The sequence below is a fragment of the Sphingomonas sp. BK345 genome (assembly GCF_014193845.1).
GTDB lineage: Bacteria > Pseudomonadota > Alphaproteobacteria > Sphingomonadales > Sphingomonadaceae > Sphingomonas.
The window spans coordinates 401,936-417,366 of sequence record NZ_JACHZX010000001.1; the positions used below are offsets into that span (position 1 = coordinate 401,936).

The window sequence follows — 15,431 nt, forward strand, 5'->3', positions numbered from 1 at the left end:
CGGTAACGGACCCGGACGGAGCACGCGCATGCTGATCGCCATCCCCAACGTGCTCGACGCCGCCGCGCTCGTGCGCGTCCGCGCGATCATCGACGCCGGCGAGTGGGTCGACGGCAACGTCACCTCGGGTCCGCAGTCGGCGCTCGCCAAGCGCAACCGCCAGCTGCCCGAGGACTCGAGCGCCGCGCGTGAAGCCGGCGGGATGATCCTCGATGCGCTCGGGCGCACGCCGCTGTTCGTCGCGGCGGCGCTGCCGCTCAAGGTCTTCCCGCCGCTGTTCAACCGCTACGGGGGTGGCGAGGACTTCGGCCTCCACGTCGACAACGCGATCCGGATGAAGCGCGGGACCGACTTCCGCCTCCGCTCCGACCTGTCGGCGACTCTCTTCCTCGAGGATCCGGACGGCTATGACGGCGGCGAGCTGGTGATCGAGGACCAGTTCGGGCCGCAGTCGGTCAAGCTGCCGGCGGGGCACCTCGTGCTCTATCCCGCGTCCAGCCTGCACCGCGTCACCCCGGTCACGCGCGGCGAGCGCGTGGCGAGCTTCTTCTGGCTCCAGTCGATGGTGCGCGACGACGGCGAGCGCCGCACGCTGTTCGAGCTCGATCGCGCGATCCAGGCGGTCGCGACCGACCGCGGTCACGGCGACGGCGCGGTGGTGCAGCTCACCGGCGTCTACCACAACCTGCTGCGCCGCTGGGCCGACGCGTGAGCGTCGCGGGGCGCAAGCCGGCCGCGAGACGCTGGCGCTCCTGGTGGCTAAAGCAGCTCCACACATGGCACTGGGTCAGCGCGGCGGTCTCGCTGGTGGCGATGCTGCTGTTCGCGCTCACCGGGATCACGCTCAACCACGCCGCCAGCATCGCCGCCACGCCCGCGGTGACCGAGCGCGCCGCGGTGCTGCCCGCGCCACTGCGCCACCAGCTCGCCGGTGCGCACGCCAGAGACGCGCCGCTGCCGCTCGCGGTCGCCGAGGCGGTCGCGCGCGCGGTCGGCGTCGACCCGACCGCGCGCCCCGCCGAATGGTCCGACGGCGAGGTCTATGTCGCGCTGCCGCGCCCCGGCGGCGACGCCTGGGTCAGCGTCGATCGCTCGACCGGGTCGATTACCGCGGAGATCACCGACCGCGGCTGGGTCTCCTACCTCAACGACCTGCACAAGGGGCGCAACGCCGGCGCCGCCTGGTTCTGGTTCATCGACCTGTTCGCGGCAGCCTGCGTACTCTTCACGCTGACCGGGCTGCTGCTCCTCCACCTCCACGCGCGCCATCGCCGCGCCACCTGGCCGCTCGTTGCGCTCGGCCTCGCCGCGCCGGCGCTGATCGCGCTCTTCCTGATCCACTGAGAGGACCCCGCCCATGCGCCCTTCCCTACTCGTGCTCGTCGCCGGCACCGTGGCGACCCCCGCCGTGGCGGGTACCGTCAGCGTCACCGTGCCGCGTCTCGCCGTCGCCGAATACCATCGCCCCTACGTCGCGGTGTGGCTCGAGCCCGCGGCTGGCGGGCCGGCGCGGACGCTCGCGCTCTGGTATGACGTCAAGAAGAGCGGCGCCGAGCCCGGCACCAAGTGGCTCGCCGACCTGCGCGGCTGGTGGCGCAAGGGCGGCCGCAGCCTGCACCTCCCCGCCGACGGCGTCAGCGGCGCGACGCGACCGCCCGGCGTCCACACCATCGCGCTGCCCGCCGACGTTCGCCCGGGCGCCTATGTCCTGCACGTCGAGGCGGCGCGCGAGACCGGCGGACGCGAGCTGGTCCAGGTGCCGCTCACGGTCCCCGGCACAGGGCGCGCTGGCGGTAGCCACGAGCTCGGCGCCGTCACCGTCACTGCCCGCTGACCCGACCGGAGGCCTTCCCATGATCGCACGTTCCCGCTTCCTCGTCGCCGCGGCGCTGCTCGCGCTGCCGGCCGCCGTCTCGGCGCATCGCATGTGGCTGCTGCCCTCGGGTACGATCTTCTCCGGCACCGACGGCTGGGTGACGGTCGACAGCGCGGTGTCGAATGACCTGTTCTACGCCGACCACCAGCCCGGCCGGCTGGAGAACGTGCGGATCTGGCAGCCTGACGGCACGCCAGGCGCACTCCAGAACGGCGCCACCGGTCGCTATCGCTCGGTGTTCGACGTCCGGCTCGACAAGCCCGGCACCTGGAAGATCGGCGGTGAAATGTCGGGAATGATGGGCAGCTTCAAGGTCGGCGGCGTGGAGAAGCGGGTTGGCGGCCGCGGCGGCCCGCCGACGAGCGCGGGAGGACCGCGCCAGCCGCCGCTGACGGTCGCCGACATTCCCGCCGACGCGACCGATGTGCGCCTGACCGAGGTGTCCGCGCGCAACGAGATCTTCGTCACCGCCGGCGAGCCGACCCGCGCCGTGCTGCGGCCGAGCGGCAGGGGGCTCGAGATCGACTATGTCACCCATCCCGACGAACTGGTCGCGGGCGAGACGGCGCGCTTCCGCTTCCTGGTCGACGGCCAACCCGCCGCCGCGCTCAAGGTGATCGTGGTGCCCGGCGGGAAGCGCTACCGCGACGCCGAGGGCGCGCGCGAGCTGACCACAGCGGCAGACGGCACGCTCGCGATCGACTGGCCGGGCGCGGGCATGTACTGGCTCAACGCGACGTTGACCGACGCGCGCGCGACCGCGCCGCGCGCGACGCAGCGGCGGATGAGCTACACCACCACGCTCGAGGTGATGACGCCCTGATGCCGCCGCCTCGGATCGCGCTGCCGCCGGCGATCGATCCGGCGGCGCTGGCGTCGCACGATCCCGCCGCGCGGATCGAACTGATCGAGGGCGAGACGATGGGAACGACGTGGCGCGTGCGCTACGCCGGCCGGGTCGCGCCGGGGGCCGCCGCGGCCGCGATCACGGCTCGGCTCGCGGCGCTGGTCGACCAGATGAGCCACTGGGAGCCCGGCTCCGCGCTGTCGCGTTTCAACGACGCGCCTGCCGACAGCTGGCATGAGCTGCCCGCGGACCTCGCGCGCGTCGTCGACCTCGCGCTCGCGCTCGCGGAGCGGAGCGGTGGCGCCTTCGATCCAGCGATCGGCGCGCTGGTCGACGTCTGGGGCTTCGGCCCGGCCGGCGCTCGCATCCCGCCTAGGCCGCGGGAGATCGCGGACGCGCTAGCGCGCGGCGGGTGGCGCCGGCTGGAGTGGGACGCGCCGCGGCGACGGCTTCGGCAGCCCGGGGGCGTGCGGCTCGACCTGTCGGGCATCGCCAAGGGATATGCGGTCGACGCCGTGGCCGATCTGCTGGGCGAGCTGGGCCTGCGTCACTGTCTCGTAGAGATTGGCGGCGAGCTCGTCGGTCGCGGTTGGCGACCTGACGGCGACCCCTGGTGGGTCGATCTCCAGGCGTCACCCGTAGCGTGTGTGCCGCCGATCCGGGTGGCCGCGCACCAGCTCGCGGTGGCCACCTCCGGAACCTACGTCCGCGGCGCGCATAATATCGACCCGCGCACCGGGCTACCGCCCGCGCACGCCACCGTCTCAGCCAGCGTGATCGCGCCTACCGCAACGCTGGCCGACGCGCTCGCCACGATCGCGCTCGTCGCCGCGCCCGCAGAGGTGATGACGCTAGACTATCCTATCCGGCTGATCGTCAGGACCAGCGACGGCTATCAGGAACTGCTCTCGCGTCGACTCAATGAGATGCTGACGCCGGAGGATTGCTGACGACATCGTTCAAGGACGGCTGCGTTATCAGCGTTGGGTGGCCCTCGAGACCCAGAAGCGGTCATTCCCGACACACTGCCCGCCTCCGAACTCCGGTCATCTGTTCATGTCGGCGTCCGAGGCATTCGGCCACTCGGCGCAGCTGTCTGACTGGCTCAATCTGGCAGGAAAGCGAACATTCGCGTCGCCAGCAGCACACGTTTGAACTTTCGATCACCCGGGCCGACGATTGCGGCGTGGCGATCATAGGTCGAGAGCTTCAGCCGCACATCGTTCCGTTCCGGACGGAAAGCAGGCGGGTCAGGCGGCTCTGGCGAATGCGTCGCGGTGATCGCGCAGGAAGCTCGCGAAGTCCTTCGGGGGCTGGCCGGTCAGGCGTTCGACTTCGCCGGTCGGATCAATGTCGTGGTGGCCTGCCACCATGTCGCTGAACTGCGCGATGAGCCCATTGGCCATCCAACGTGAGTTGCCAGTCAGCCGCAGGACCGTGCGGAACACCGGCACAGGCAGATCGAGGTAGCGCACGTTGCGCTCCGTCACCTTCGACAGTTGCGCGGCAGCGTCCTTCATGTCGAAGGTCTGCGGCCCGGTCAGGAAATAGGTCGCGCGGCTGTGCCCGTCTTGCGTCAGCACGGTTGCGGCGACCCGCGCAATGTCGCGCGAGTCGATCCAGGACACCGACCCCTTGCCGGCACCGAGCGGCAGATAGCCCTTAGCCACCGGTTTGGTGAACCACAGGAAGTTCTGCATGAACGCCGTCGGCATCAGGATGGTCCAGTCGACGCCGGAAGCGCGCAGGTGATGATCGATCAGCGCATGCGCTCTGGCCCAGGGAATTTTCGACCGCACGTTACAGTCCGACGCGGAGATCTTCACGATCCGACCGACGCCTGCGAGCCTGGCCGCGTCGATCGCCGCCGTCTCCCGCGCGACCTGGGGCGGCTCAGGCGCGGTGACGAGGAACAGCGTGTCGATGCCGGTCATTGCGGCCGTCAACGTCCCGGGTCGGTCGAGGTCGCCGAGCACCGCGTCCACGCCATCGTGGCGGAAGCGATCGATCTGCTCCTGCTTGCGGGCCATCCCGCGGAACGGCGCGCCTGCTTGCTTGAGCTGCCGGCAGACCTCGCCGCCGATGCCGCCGGTGGCGCCTAGAACCAAGATCATGACAGGGTTTCCTCATCGGTGTGGGAGACAGAGGCCGATGCGTCTTCGACACGATCGAGCCGCTCTGTGATGACGGCAATCATCTCGTTCAGCGTGGCGTTCGCGGCTTGCAGGCGCTCGCTCCCGATCCGGTCCGCGATGGCCTGGTCGAGGGGCGCAACCACGTTTTCCGCCTCGACGACTGCTTCCAGGCCGGCGGGCGTGAGAACGACTAGCTTGGCGCGCTGGTGGTGAGGGTTGCTCTGGAACTCCACCAGCCCTCGCGCCGCGAGCACATCGACAATGCGCTGCACCGCTTGCCGCGTCAGGCCCATGTTACGGGCAATCGAGGCGGTAGGCAGCGGCATGGGCGAGTAGCGCAGCGCCGCCAGCACCTGCCACCAGGCGCTGGTCAGGCCGAGATGCGCGACCAGCTCGTTGCCGGCACTGACAAGCCGACCATTGGCAGCGAAGACCGCCAACGCTAGCTCGCGCACGTCATTGTTCACAATCGACATACGACAACGCGCTTCCGATATGACATCATCCTGTCAAATGAAGCTATAGGCGTTCGGTTCCGCGGGTCGCGTAAGCTGACATTCAGGACGTCACACAACCGGTCGGGGGCGACGCCGGCGCGCCCGCGCGGCTTGTGCAAGGCTAGTAGGCCTCAAATCCGTCCTGGGATGCCGCTCGTGAGATGGGCACCTTGCCTCGGCTTTGACCGGCTTCGTGCTGAGAGCTGACGTGCGGCGCCGGACAATTTTGTCCGGTATTGGGCGCTTGCGGCTACCTACCCTCTCCAGCGGACGGACCCATAAGCAGTCACTCAGAAGGTTCTGATCGCTTCTCAACTCCAGCCGCTCGTTCATGTTTCAACACGGCGCCCTAAGCCGATGCGAACCTCCTCGGTTCATTGCACAAATGCGGGTCTCTTAGTTCACGATGCCCAAGGTCGGTGACACTCCGATCGAGCTCACGCTAGACCTAAGTCTGACGATCTTCCTTTGTTTTTCCAGCTTGGTTGCCTTGCGCTAACCAGCCTTAAAGCGTTGCTGTGTATGGCTTTCCTCGGCGCTACGCATCGATCGCTGATGAGCTGAATACGGTAAAGAGGGCTGGAAAGCTGGTTCAATGCAGCGGTCAACTGTGAAGCACGTCCCCGCCTCGAGGTCCTCTACAGCTTCTGGGTTTCTGCTGGACGCGCTTGCCACTGCTCAGCGAGAGGCAGATCACTACCGCACCAGTGTCGAGATGGCTCGGCACATCAGCTGGAGCGCGGACGCGAGCGGCGCCATTCGGACCGCCAGCGCCCGGTGGACCGACGTCACCGGCATCGATCTCGCCGAGGCGCTGGACAGCGGCTGGCTTCACGCACTTTATCCGGACGACGTCGAGCCGACTCTGCACGCCTGGCGTTTGGCGCTCGAGACCAGCTCGGCGGTCGACGTCGACTATCGTCTACGCACGCCCGGCGGCTATCGCTGGTTCCGCTCATGTGCCTCACCACGGGTGAATCGCTCGGGCGCGGTGCTCGGCTGGTTCGGCACGCTCGAAGACATCGACGATCGGAAACGGGCTGAGGCGGCCCTGCAAGCTAGCGAGGAACGCTTCCGCTTGGCCGCGGAGGCGGCAGGAATCGGTATCTGGGACTATGACGTCCTGCTCGGCAAACGTTTATGGTCGGACGTGTTTCGTGCCATGCTCGGTCTTCCTCCCGAGGTGCCGGCAGAGCCTGCTACCGCCCTCGCCTTGGTCGTTCCAGAAGACCGGCCCATCCTGCAGCAGCTCGTCGACTCGATCAGCCACGGCGACGCTCACCCTCGCTTCGAGCTGACGGTCCGCATTCACCGCGCCAACGACGGTGCGCTGCGCTGGATGCAGACCAGTGGTTGGCGAGTAAAGTCGGCGAATGGGCGCATCGAGCGCGTCCTCGTCACCGTCCGCGACGTCACCGAGCAACTCACCGCCGAGCAGCGAGTGCATTGGGCGGCCGAGCACGATCCGCTGACCGGGCTGGTCAATCGAGCCGCTTTCAACGGCCTTCTCGATGGAGCCATCGCTCGCGCGGATCGATCGGCCAAGGCAGTGCTCACGCTCGCGCTGTTCGACGTCGACCATCTCAAGGAAACCAACGATACCGTCGGGCACGACGCCGGCGACCTGTTGCTCAGGACCGTCGCGGAGCGACTCGTCGCCGCCCTTGGGGATGACGCTGTGATCGCGCGCCTTGGCGGCGATGAGTTCGCGGCGATCTTCGAGGCAGCCTCACAGGAGCCTGCGGTTGAACGCCTGCAAGCCGCATTGCGCGCGCTGCGCGCGCCCGTGGCGACCGACTCGATAACGCTCGACTGCCAGGCGACGGCGGGACTGGCCTTCTACCCGCAGGATGGGCGCGGCGCGCGTGATCTGCTCAAGACGGCCGATCTCGCACTTTATTCCGGCAAGGCGAGCGCGCGAGGAGAACTCTCGCGCTTTCGACCCGAGATGCGGTCGAGCATGCAGCGCCGAACGTCGATGCTTTCGGTCGCGCGGATGGTCGCGCGCGACGATCGCGTTGTACCGTTCTACCAACCCAAGGTGAGACTGAGCGACGGCACGCTGTCGGGGTTCGAGGCGCTCCTGCGTTGGCGGCATGACACGTTGGGCATTCAGGGGCCCGAAACGATCGCGGCCGCGTTCGACGATCTCACCGCGGCGATCTCGCTGGGTGAGCGGATGCTCGAGCAGGTCTGCGCCGATCTCGCGCGCTGGCGCGACACGGGCCTGCCGCTCACGCGCGTGGCGCTGAACCTGTCGCCTGCCGAGTTTCGCCGTGACGATCTGTTCGACCGCATCATGGCGCAGCTTGGCCGCTATGACTTGCCCGCCGAGCTTTTAGAGCTTGAGGTTACTGAAACGGTGTTCCTCGGCCGCGGAGCCGACACCGTGGGCGACACTCTGGCCGCGTTCCACGATGCCGGCGTCACCGTCGCGCTCGACGACTTCGGCACGGGCTACGCCTCGCTCAAGCATCTGCGGGAATTTCCGGTCGACGTCATCAAGATCGATCGCAGCTTCGTCGCAGATCTCCTGACGGATCCAGGCGACGCTGCCATCGTCAACGCCGTGCTGAGCTTGGCGAACCAACTCGGGATCGCGGTGGTCGCCGAAGGCGTGGAGACGTCGGAGCAGGCGGCCTATCTGCTCGCGCAGAACTGTGGCCATGCACAGGGCTATCTGTTCGGCCGGCCGATGCCCGCCAGAGCGGCGGAAGCGTTGCTCACAACGGCTTCAAAGAGCGGCGACGCCCACTAGCGTGCTATCAACGATGATCGCAAAATCTATGCTGAGCTCGGCTCCTACATGCCACTATTTGCCCGTCTTCGTTGGATCGCCGTCGCGAAGCGATGCACGCGCCACCGGCGGAGCCCTCCCACGCTCCACCGCTTGCTGCGACTCGACCAGGGAAGCGTAACGCTCAGCAAGTTCCGAGTGCATTTTCGCGATGCTCGGATCGCGCGCCTCGGCCGCACGCTTGCGATGCGTTGCTTCCCTCCGGCGGTAGTAGTCTAGCGAGTTCTCGTCGTTCATAGCGCACTCGGTTCGTGAGCCGACTTTAATCTAGATTAAAAAACGCTGCCTCTATCTCGGTCAAGCCCTCGCATCGTAGCACCGATGATTGGTGCTGCACACCAGGAGGCTGACCTCGGCTCGCGGCATGTCTGGCGAAGACTTAATCGTCGACGCCTCTGTAAAGAACCTGCCATCCGCTCGCGCAACGGCAAGCCTAGCTCGCTTCCACGCGCTAAACGCACCAGCTAAAAACATGATTGCCAAATCACCGCTGCACAACTGCGCTTCGCATGGGAGCGAGCTTCGCCAAGAACCGGTTTTGCGCAGCGAAAGGCACTCGCTCGGTGGCCATGGCTCGTTGCAGGTTCTCGACAAGCCGATTCAAGTCGGCTTGCTGCACGCCCATGTTGGTGTGCGCCGTCCGCATGTCCCTTCCGGTGTAAGTGCAACCGGCATTTAGAATATAACAGAACTGCTCGAAAATCACGCGACGCAGTCTTACCGCATCCTGGTTCTTGAAGATCTCGCCGATGTGGGGGTCAGCAAAGTTCGAAGTGACAAAGCTGTCGACGATACGACGGATGCCGGGCTGACCACCAAATTGCCGCGCCATACGGTCGCCCGAGAATGGCTTGGCTCCGGCGTTGGTTGGGTCGACGCGATATGGTGCGACCGCCTCTTCGCCCTGCGGAGCCGGCGCTGCAACCTGCGCAGTTGCGAGAAGGATCGACAGCAAGACCATCATCGGGATGTCTCCTATTGAACAGACAGCGTCAGAAACTACCTTGAAGCTGGACTAGCAACCCGCGCTGACCATCGACTGTGGCGATTGAGCCGAGATCGGCAAAGGCCATGGTTGCAGTAAGGTGCCCGCCGATGCCGTAGGCGGCAAAGATATCCCACGCGTCGTCCTCGCGAGCAAACGCGAGATTGTTGGGCTTCCTCCGGTATTCAGCGCCGACAACAAGGCGGCGGCTGAACTGATAACCAATCGAAGCCTCAGGAACGACACGCCTTTGTGTCCCGTTCGGCCCGCCGAAACCGAGCAACCCAAGCTGATTCGCCTTCGTCGCCCGGATGGTGGTGTTCACTAGCAGCGAGTAGTTCAAAATAAGCTTCGTGGCGGTCACATAGAGGTCGGCACCCGAGCGCTCGTGCGCCCCGACTGCTCGAGCCACGAGCGGGTCAAGACTTTTCTTGTACTGAACGCCAAGCGCGATGGCGGGCATCCAGGTCGGACCGAAGACCGTATCACCTGCCAGCTTGACCTTGGCCCCCCACACATCCTGGTCGAAGGAGAAGTTATCTCCGAGCCCAAGAGCTCCGCCAACTTTGTTTGTGTCGAACGACTGACGCGCGTAGCTAAGCTCCAGGCGATCCCGAAGGCCAACTGCCACCGAGAATGCCTTGAGGTCGTAGTCGGGCAGCGTGACAACGGTGACCGCTGCCTGTGCGCCAAAGCCGTCGCGTGTCTCGTTCCCCGAAATCACCGCCCAAGGTGCAAGCCCGCCTCCGGAGCTGCCCTCCACGGTCGAGATCCCGTTCGTCAGAAGGAGCTTGCCAGCCCCTCCCCCCTGTTGCGCGGCCGCCGGACTTGCCGCGGCGACCGATGCCAAAAGCACGAAGTAGATGGAGCGCGGTACCATAGGTTCCGCATCGCAGATTGTGGTTAAGTACTCACTTACGCGGATCGAGCAGTCGCGCTGCGGAATGGCCGTTCACCGATGTTTGACGACTGGCTGTCATAAGGCGCTCATGAGCAGATTTGCCCTGATCGCGTGTGCCAGCGCCTGTACGGCAGCGCAGGCCCAAGCGGCGACCGTCTCAGTCCACGTCGTCGATGCTGGCGGACAGCCGGTTTCGGATGCGGTCGTCACCATAAGACCGCCCGCAGGACCACCAACCCAGCCGATCCGCTTCGCCTGGCGCATGGCGATGGTGCAGAAGGACATCACTTTCAACCCGCATGTTCTGATAGTGCCGGTGGGCGCGACCGTCGCTTTTCCGAACCAAGACAAGGTTCGCCATCACGTCTACAGCTTCTCCAAGCCGGCCCGCTTCGAGCTGAAGCTCTTCGGCCGAGATGAGACGCGCAGCTACACCTTCACCGCACCGGGGGCAGTCGCGCTCGGGTGCAACATTCACGACACGATGAGCGGCTTCATCAAGGTCGTTGACACGCCGTTCGCCGGCAAGACGGATGCCGCAGGCAACGTCAGCATTCCCTCGGTGACGGCGGGCGCAGCGACGCTCACCGTGTGGCATCCGCGCTTAAAGGCTAAGGACAACGAAGCTAGCTTCGCGCTGCCCGTCTCAGCGATCGGCGACGTGTCGCGCCAGCTGCGGCTTAGTCTGCGCTGATCGCTGTGTTTATCGTTCCCCAGATCGTGCGCGCGGTGCGGCGACGCATCGTCGGCTCGTTATCGGCGAAGCTGACGCTGTTCTACGCGACGCTGATCGCCGTCATCGTCGTGACGACGCTCGGCACGGCGAAGGCAGGTATCAGCGGCTATGCCGAACGCATGATCCGAAGCGAGATGGTGAGCGGCGCGGCTGTGTTCGACCGCGTTATCACCATGCGATACGCGCAGCTGGGCGATGCGGGCCGCGTGCTCGCCGCAGACTTTGGCTTTCGCACGGCCGCAGCGACCGGCGACGCTCCGACGATCGCCTCCGCGCTTGACTCGCTGCGTGCCCGCTTGCGGCTTGATGAGGCCGTCTACGTCTCGACCGCCGGGCGGGTGATAGGCTTTCGCCGCAAGTTGGCACAACGGGAAGCCACGGCGCTGCGCGACGCACTGGAGGATGGCAGCACCAGCGGTATTCTGACCATCGGGGACCGGCACTTCAACGCCACTGCCGCGGAAATCCAAGCGCCAGTCACGATAGGCTGGGTCGTCTTCGCCAACGCGCTGGATACACGCGAGATGGCCCGCCTTTCGCGGTTGTCCGCCATAAACCTGTCGCCGCGGGTTGTGCCTGCCGTCAACCTCTCGCCGAGCGAGCGCTCCGGCGCCGTTGTGGAGAGGCGGGTGAGCGGCCAAGACATGCTGCTGCAGGCTACGCCGCTCGCCACCTTCGGGCGCGGCCGACCGCAAATGCTGGTGTTGCAGTATAGCGTCACCCGCGCGATGGGTGATTACGCTCCCATCCTTTGGTTGCTGTTCGCCTGCGGCGTCGCCGGAACTGCCTTGGCCGCGCTTGGCAGCTGGCTTCTCGCGAAACGGATCACTCGACCGATCGCGACGCTCGACGCTGCGGCACGCCGAGTGGCTCAGGGTGAATACGCCCAAGTGCCCGTTACCACGCGAGACGAGCTCGGCACTCTGGCTGAAAGCTTCAACCGCATGGTCGATGACATCGGCCAGCGCGAACGTCAAATCACTCATATGGCGCTGCACGACGGCTTGACCGGGCTAGCCAACCGAGCACTGCTGGGAGAACGCCTTAGTGCACTGTCGCTCCGTCCCACAGTCGGTCGGCAGCATGCGCTCTTCTGCCTCGATCTCGACAACTTCAAGGTTGTCAACGATACGCTGGGCCATCCGACGGGCGACGCGTTGCTCTGCGAGATCGCTCGGCGCCTCTGCGACGTTGCGGGTGACGGCTTCGTCGCGCGGCTCGGTGGCGATGAATTCGCCCTGGTCGTCGACGACCTGCGCTTCTCTCACGCTCGATTCGCGCACGAGCTCATCCGTGCCGTGTCTGCACCCTGCGTCGTCAATGGGCACCGAATCGTGCCGGGTACCAGCGTCGGGATTGCCATCTTCGGACCGGACGGTGGAGATGCGATGACGTTGGCGAAAAACGCGGACCTCGCCCTCTACCGCGCCAAGCACGAGGGGCGCGGGGGGTTTCGCTTTTTCGAGGCCGCGATGGACGCGGAGGCACAGCGACGCCGACAGATGGAGCTCGATCTTCACGATGCGATTGAGCACGGTCACTTATTCCTGATGTTCCAGCCTCTCTTCAACCTGTCCGAGGGGCGTATCTCCGCGTTCGAGGCGCTGCTGCGCTGGCAACATCCCGAACGTGGCACGATCCCGCCGGCCGACTTCATCCCGCTCGCTGAAGACACCGGTTTGATCGTCCCGATCGGTGCATGGGTGATTCGCGAGGCGTGCAGGATCGCTTGCGACTGGCCAGATCACGTCCGTATCGCGGTAAACGTCTCACCGGTACAATTTCGCAATCCGGGGCTGAGCGCGGTAATACTTCAGGCGCTTGCGGAAAGCGGGCTCGCGCCTGAAAGGCTGGAGCTCGAGATCACCGAGAGCCTGTTCATCGACAATCCTCAGACGACGCTGGCGTCGTTGCATAGCTTACGGAACCTCGGCGTGCGGGTGGCATTGGACGATTTCGGCACGGGCTATTCCTCCCTCAGCTACCTGCGCTCCTTTCCGTTCGACAAAATCAAGATTGATCGCAGCTTTATCATCGATTTGCTGAACAGCGACGGAGCTACCGCCATCATCAAATCGATCACGACGCTCGCAGAAGCGCTTGGGATGGAGACGACGGCCGAAGGAGTTGAGAATGCCGGTCAGCTGGATATCCTTCGCGCGCAAGGGTGCAGCCATATTCAAGGCTACTACTTCAGCAAACCGATCGGCGTGACCGAGATCACCGCGTTGATGGCTTCAAAGGCCGAGGACGGGGCGAACCTCCAGATTGAACCAACAGACATCTCTTGGGCACCTTCCACTCGGATGTGAGCGTCGCCTCACCCCAATCCTGTTCGCCAGGCTTTACGCTTGTTGGCTAAGACGGTCACCTCCACTCTCATCGCGCTGACCCACCTCCAGACATTCCCGCCCTATGTTCGGCGTCCCAACTTTGGCCATTCGTTTACGTTGGCGGGGCGCACAAGTTTGGACCGCGCAATCCATTCTCTCTCCAACCAGCTTCTCGCAATCGTGATGCTCTGGAGATCGCAGATCCGCGACTTGTAGTTGTACGCTTGGGAGCCGGCCAACCGATCGAAGGAAACATCGAATAAGAAGCCGGCTCAGGCTTTTCAGCTGTACAGGGCTGAACGCAGACCGTTCAATCCTGTAAGTTGTCGACCATCGACAATCGGCCCATCTGCCCCGTCGATGAAACAAGCAATCTGCTCAGTGACGTTTCCTGGTGCACCTGTCGATAACTCGATCATTACGTCAATTGAACCCGCGGCTCCGATCTTGGCTGCTTCCCCACCTGACCTCTCGTGCCAACTGCCATCTCGGCGGCGCAGCGAAAAACAGATCCGATCATCACCTCACCGCGGCTCGAGACAGCCATCCCTCTACGCCTGAGCACTCATCGGAGAACAAGCTATGCGAACCTGGCTCATCACAGGCTGTTCCAGCGGTTTCGGCCATCGCCTCGCGCTCGCCGCCGCACGGCGCGGCGATCAGGTGATCGCGACGGCGCGCGACGTCCGGACCATCGCCGCGATGGCAGAGCCGTTCGAGGGCCGGCTGATCACGCTTCCGCTGGACGTGACCGACAGGCGCGCAGCCGAGGCGGCGGTCGCAAAGGCGGTGAAGAACTTTGGCGGCTTCGACGTGCTCGTGAACAATGCCGGCTACGCCCTGTTCGGCGCGATCGAGGAAGGTACCCCCGAGGAGTATCGCCCGCTGTTCGAGGTGAACGTCTTCGGCCTCATCGAGACCATCAGGGCGGCCCTGCCCGTCCTACGCCGCTCGGGTGGAACCATCGTCAACCTGTCCTCCGGCGCCGGCATCGCCGGCCGGGGTGGCGGAGGCTATTATCACGCCACCAAATTCGCCGTGGAAGGGATCTCCGAGGCGCTCGCCGACGAGCTGGCGCCCTTCGGCATCCGCGTGCTCATCGTCGAACCCGGCCCCTTCCGCACCGACTTTCTCGGACGCTCCATCGCGATGACGGCGCGGCAGATGCGGGAATATGCCGCGAGCTCGCGCCGCCACTATCGCGACACCAACGACGGCCATCAGGCGGGCGATCCCGACAAGGCGGTCGCGGTCATCCTGGCGGCGGTCGACGCCGAGGACGCGCCGCTCCACCTGCCGCTCGGCGGCGCCGCGCACGCGATCGCCGAACGCAAACTGGCAGCCTTCCGCCGCGACTTGGACGCTTGGCGCGACCTCACGCTCGCCACCGACTTCGCCGCGTGCTGAGCGCCGCTCGCGCGCTTTCCAGCCTTCACCACCACACGGGAGAACGAGCGATGATCGCGGCTCTGACCGGCTTCACCCAGCGACCGGTGACAGCGAACGGCATCAGCATCAACGCGGTGACGGGTGGCGCCGGGCCGCCGATCCTCCTGCTCCACGGTTGGCCGGAGACCTGGTGGGAGTGGCATAAGGTAATGCCGCTCCTCGCCGAGCGGTTCAGCGTCGTGGCGATCGACCTGCGCGGCGCAGGCTTCTCCGACTGTCCGCAGGGCGGCTATGACAAAGCGACCATGGCGCGCGACGCGCATGCAACGATGGTCGCGCTCGGCCATGAACAATATGCCGTGTGCGGCCATGACATCGGCGGCATGGTCGCGCTGGCACAGGCCGCGCTCCACCGCGACGCCGTCACCCATCTGGCCGTACTCGACGTGCCGCTGCCCGGCTGGAGCCAGTGGCAGGCGACGGTCGCGCGGCTGTGGCACTTCGGCTTCCACATGAACCGCGACCTGCCTGAGCGGCTGATACAGGGACGTGAATACGACTATATCGCCGCCTTCATGGCCGAGCGCTTCTACGACCACAGCCGCTTCGACCCCGGCGACGTGGCGGTCTACGCGCGCGCCATGGCGCTGCCCGGCCGGCTGCGCGGCGGCCTGGAATGGTACCGCGCCCTCGCCGCCGATCATGCCGCCGCGCTCACGTACAAGCAGCGGCCGCTTGCCATTCCCGTGCTGGGGCTCGGTGGCGACGCGCGCTTCGGCGCTCAGATGGTGCCGATGCTGGAGGAATTCGCCGAGACGGTGAGCGGCGGCGCGATCGCGCAGTGCAGTCACTATGTCGCCGACGAACGGCCGGACGCGGTCGCCGCCGCGCTGATCGAGTTCGTCGCCCGCGGTTGAAGCGCGCCCCGCTCCTTT

At 65.8% G+C, this 15,431-nt stretch carries 15 protein-coding genes; 10 read left to right on the forward strand and 5 right to left on the reverse strand.

Features of this window, described 5'->3' with window-relative positions:
* The first annotated feature begins 28 nt into the window (after window positions 1-28).
* The 5 genes from FHY03_RS01735 to FHY03_RS01755 are packed head-to-tail and all read left to right on the forward strand — an operon-like array spanning window position 29 to window position 3,673.
* The gene (locus tag FHY03_RS01735) at window positions 29-712 is read left to right on the forward strand and encodes a Fe2+-dependent dioxygenase (RefSeq protein ID WP_183928363.1); all 684 of its coding nucleotides are present in this window, start codon (window positions 29-31) and stop codon (window positions 710-712) included.
* Window positions 709-1,344 (forward strand): PepSY-associated TM helix domain-containing protein, encoded by a 636-nt coding sequence (locus tag FHY03_RS01740; RefSeq protein ID WP_183928365.1) that lies wholly within the window; start codon window positions 709-711, stop codon window positions 1,342-1,344. The genes FHY03_RS01735 and FHY03_RS01740 overlap by 4 nt, the downstream gene beginning before the upstream one ends.
* 13 nt (window positions 1,345-1,357) lie before the next feature.
* Complete coding sequence (locus FHY03_RS01745) at window positions 1,358-1,834, forward strand: DUF2271 domain-containing protein (protein WP_183928367.1); 477 nt, start codon at window positions 1,358-1,360, stop codon at window positions 1,832-1,834.
* Window positions 1,835-1,853: 19 nt separating this feature from the next.
* Window positions 1,854-2,699 (forward strand): DUF4198 domain-containing protein, encoded by an 846-nt coding sequence (locus FHY03_RS01750; protein WP_183928369.1) that lies wholly within the window; start codon window positions 1,854-1,856, stop codon window positions 2,697-2,699.
* Window positions 2,699-3,673 (forward strand): FAD:protein FMN transferase, encoded by a 975-nt coding sequence (locus tag FHY03_RS01755; RefSeq protein ID WP_260158611.1) that lies wholly within the window; start codon window positions 2,699-2,701, stop codon window positions 3,671-3,673. The genes FHY03_RS01750 and FHY03_RS01755 overlap by 1 nt, the downstream gene beginning before the upstream one ends.
* Window positions 3,674-3,973: 300 nt before the next feature.
* Here FHY03_RS01755 and FHY03_RS01760 read toward each other — a convergent pair whose 3' ends face one another.
* Together FHY03_RS01760 and FHY03_RS01765 are read right to left on the reverse strand one after the other, a co-directional pair.
* Window positions 3,974-4,837, reverse strand: coding sequence for an SDR family oxidoreductase (locus FHY03_RS01760; protein WP_183928371.1), 864 nt, complete (start codon window positions 4,835-4,837; stop codon window positions 3,974-3,976).
* Entirely contained in the window at window positions 4,834-5,325 is a 492-nt protein-coding gene (locus tag FHY03_RS01765; protein ID WP_221189946.1) for a MarR family winged helix-turn-helix transcriptional regulator, read from the reverse strand. Before FHY03_RS01765 ends, FHY03_RS01760 begins: the two co-directional genes overlap by 4 nt.
* Window positions 5,326-5,950: 625 nt before the next feature.
* Here FHY03_RS01765 and FHY03_RS01770 point away from each other — a divergent pair.
* The gene (locus tag FHY03_RS01770; protein WP_260158612.1) at window positions 5,951-8,113 is read left to right on the forward strand and encodes a bifunctional diguanylate cyclase/phosphodiesterase; all 2,163 of its coding nucleotides are present in this window, start codon (window positions 5,951-5,953) and stop codon (window positions 8,111-8,113) included.
* A 54-nt stretch (window positions 8,114-8,167) separates the two neighbouring features.
* On the opposite strand, the gene FHY03_RS01775 is transcribed toward FHY03_RS01770, so the two are convergent.
* The 3 genes from FHY03_RS01775 to FHY03_RS01785 all read right to left on the reverse strand — a co-directional run bounded on the left by FHY03_RS01775 (window position 8,168) and on the right by FHY03_RS01785 (window position 10,017).
* Window positions 8,168-8,389 carry a hypothetical protein gene (locus FHY03_RS01775; protein WP_183928377.1) on the reverse strand — a complete coding sequence of 74 codons (222 nt, stop codon included), beginning with the start codon at window positions 8,387-8,389 and terminating at the stop codon, window positions 8,168-8,170.
* A gap of 247 nt (window positions 8,390-8,636) precedes the next feature.
* A complete protein-coding gene (locus FHY03_RS01780; protein ID WP_183928379.1) occupies window positions 8,637-9,116 on the reverse strand; it encodes a group 1 truncated hemoglobin in 480 nt (159 codons plus the stop codon).
* 28 nt (window positions 9,117-9,144) lie between these two features.
* On the reverse strand, window positions 9,145-10,017 hold the full coding sequence (locus FHY03_RS01785) for a DUF3034 family protein (protein ID WP_183928381.1): 873 nt from the start codon (window positions 10,015-10,017) through the stop codon (window positions 9,145-9,147).
* Window positions 10,018-10,126: 109 nt separating this feature from the next.
* On the opposite strand from FHY03_RS01785, the gene FHY03_RS01790 reads away from it, so the two are divergent.
* The 4 genes from FHY03_RS01790 to FHY03_RS01805 all read left to right on the forward strand — a co-directional run bounded on the left by FHY03_RS01790 (window position 10,127) and on the right by FHY03_RS01805 (window position 15,413).
* A complete protein-coding gene (locus FHY03_RS01790) occupies window positions 10,127-10,732 on the forward strand; it encodes a methylamine utilization protein (protein WP_183928383.1) in 606 nt (201 codons plus the stop codon).
* Between the two features lie 5 nt (window positions 10,733-10,737).
* Window positions 10,738-13,086 (forward strand): EAL domain-containing protein, encoded by a 2,349-nt coding sequence (locus tag FHY03_RS01795; protein WP_311721280.1) that lies wholly within the window; start codon window positions 10,738-10,740, stop codon window positions 13,084-13,086.
* Window positions 13,087-13,689: 603 nt separating this feature from the next.
* Entirely contained in the window at window positions 13,690-14,514 is an 825-nt protein-coding gene (locus FHY03_RS01800; RefSeq protein ID WP_183928385.1) for an oxidoreductase, read from the forward strand.
* A gap of 50 nt (window positions 14,515-14,564) precedes the next feature.
* Window positions 14,565-15,413, forward strand: a complete 849-nt coding sequence (locus FHY03_RS01805) for an alpha/beta fold hydrolase (protein WP_183928387.1) — start codon at window positions 14,565-14,567, stop codon at window positions 15,411-15,413.
* Window positions 15,414-15,431 lie beyond the last annotated feature (18 nt).

Excerpts from the sequence above, each read along its gene's own strand:
- FHY03_RS01735 (WP_183928363.1), top strand. The coding sequence starts at position 29 with ATGCTGATCGCCATCCCCAACGTGCTCGACGCCGCCGCGCTCGTGCGC.
- FHY03_RS01745 (WP_183928367.1), top strand. The coding sequence starts at position 1,358 with ATGCGCCCTTCCCTACTCGTGCTCGTCGCCGGCACCGTGGCGACCCCC.
- FHY03_RS01750 (WP_183928369.1), top strand. The coding sequence starts at position 1,854 with ATGATCGCACGTTCCCGCTTCCTCGTCGCCGCGGCGCTGCTCGCGCTG.
- FHY03_RS01755 (WP_260158611.1), top strand. The coding sequence starts at position 2,699 with ATGCCGCCGCCTCGGATCGCGCTGCCGCCGGCGATCGATCCGGCGGCG.
- FHY03_RS01760 (WP_183928371.1), bottom strand. The coding sequence starts at position 4,837 with ATGATCTTGGTTCTAGGCGCCACCGGCGGCATCGGCGGCGAGGTCTGC.
- FHY03_RS01770 (WP_260158612.1), top strand. The coding sequence starts at position 5,951 with ATGCAGCGGTCAACTGTGAAGCACGTCCCCGCCTCGAGGTCCTCTACA.
- FHY03_RS01775 (WP_183928377.1), bottom strand. The coding sequence starts at position 8,389 with ATGAACGACGAGAACTCGCTAGACTACTACCGCCGGAGGGAAGCAACG.
- FHY03_RS01780 (WP_183928379.1), bottom strand. The coding sequence starts at position 9,116 with ATGATGGTCTTGCTGTCGATCCTTCTCGCAACTGCGCAGGTTGCAGCG.
- FHY03_RS01785 (WP_183928381.1), bottom strand. The coding sequence starts at position 10,017 with ATGGTACCGCGCTCCATCTACTTCGTGCTTTTGGCATCGGTCGCCGCG.
- FHY03_RS01790 (WP_183928383.1), top strand. The coding sequence starts at position 10,127 with ATGAGCAGATTTGCCCTGATCGCGTGTGCCAGCGCCTGTACGGCAGCG.
- FHY03_RS01800 (WP_183928385.1), top strand. The coding sequence starts at position 13,690 with ATGCGAACCTGGCTCATCACAGGCTGTTCCAGCGGTTTCGGCCATCGC.
- FHY03_RS01805 (WP_183928387.1), top strand. The coding sequence starts at position 14,565 with ATGATCGCGGCTCTGACCGGCTTCACCCAGCGACCGGTGACAGCGAAC.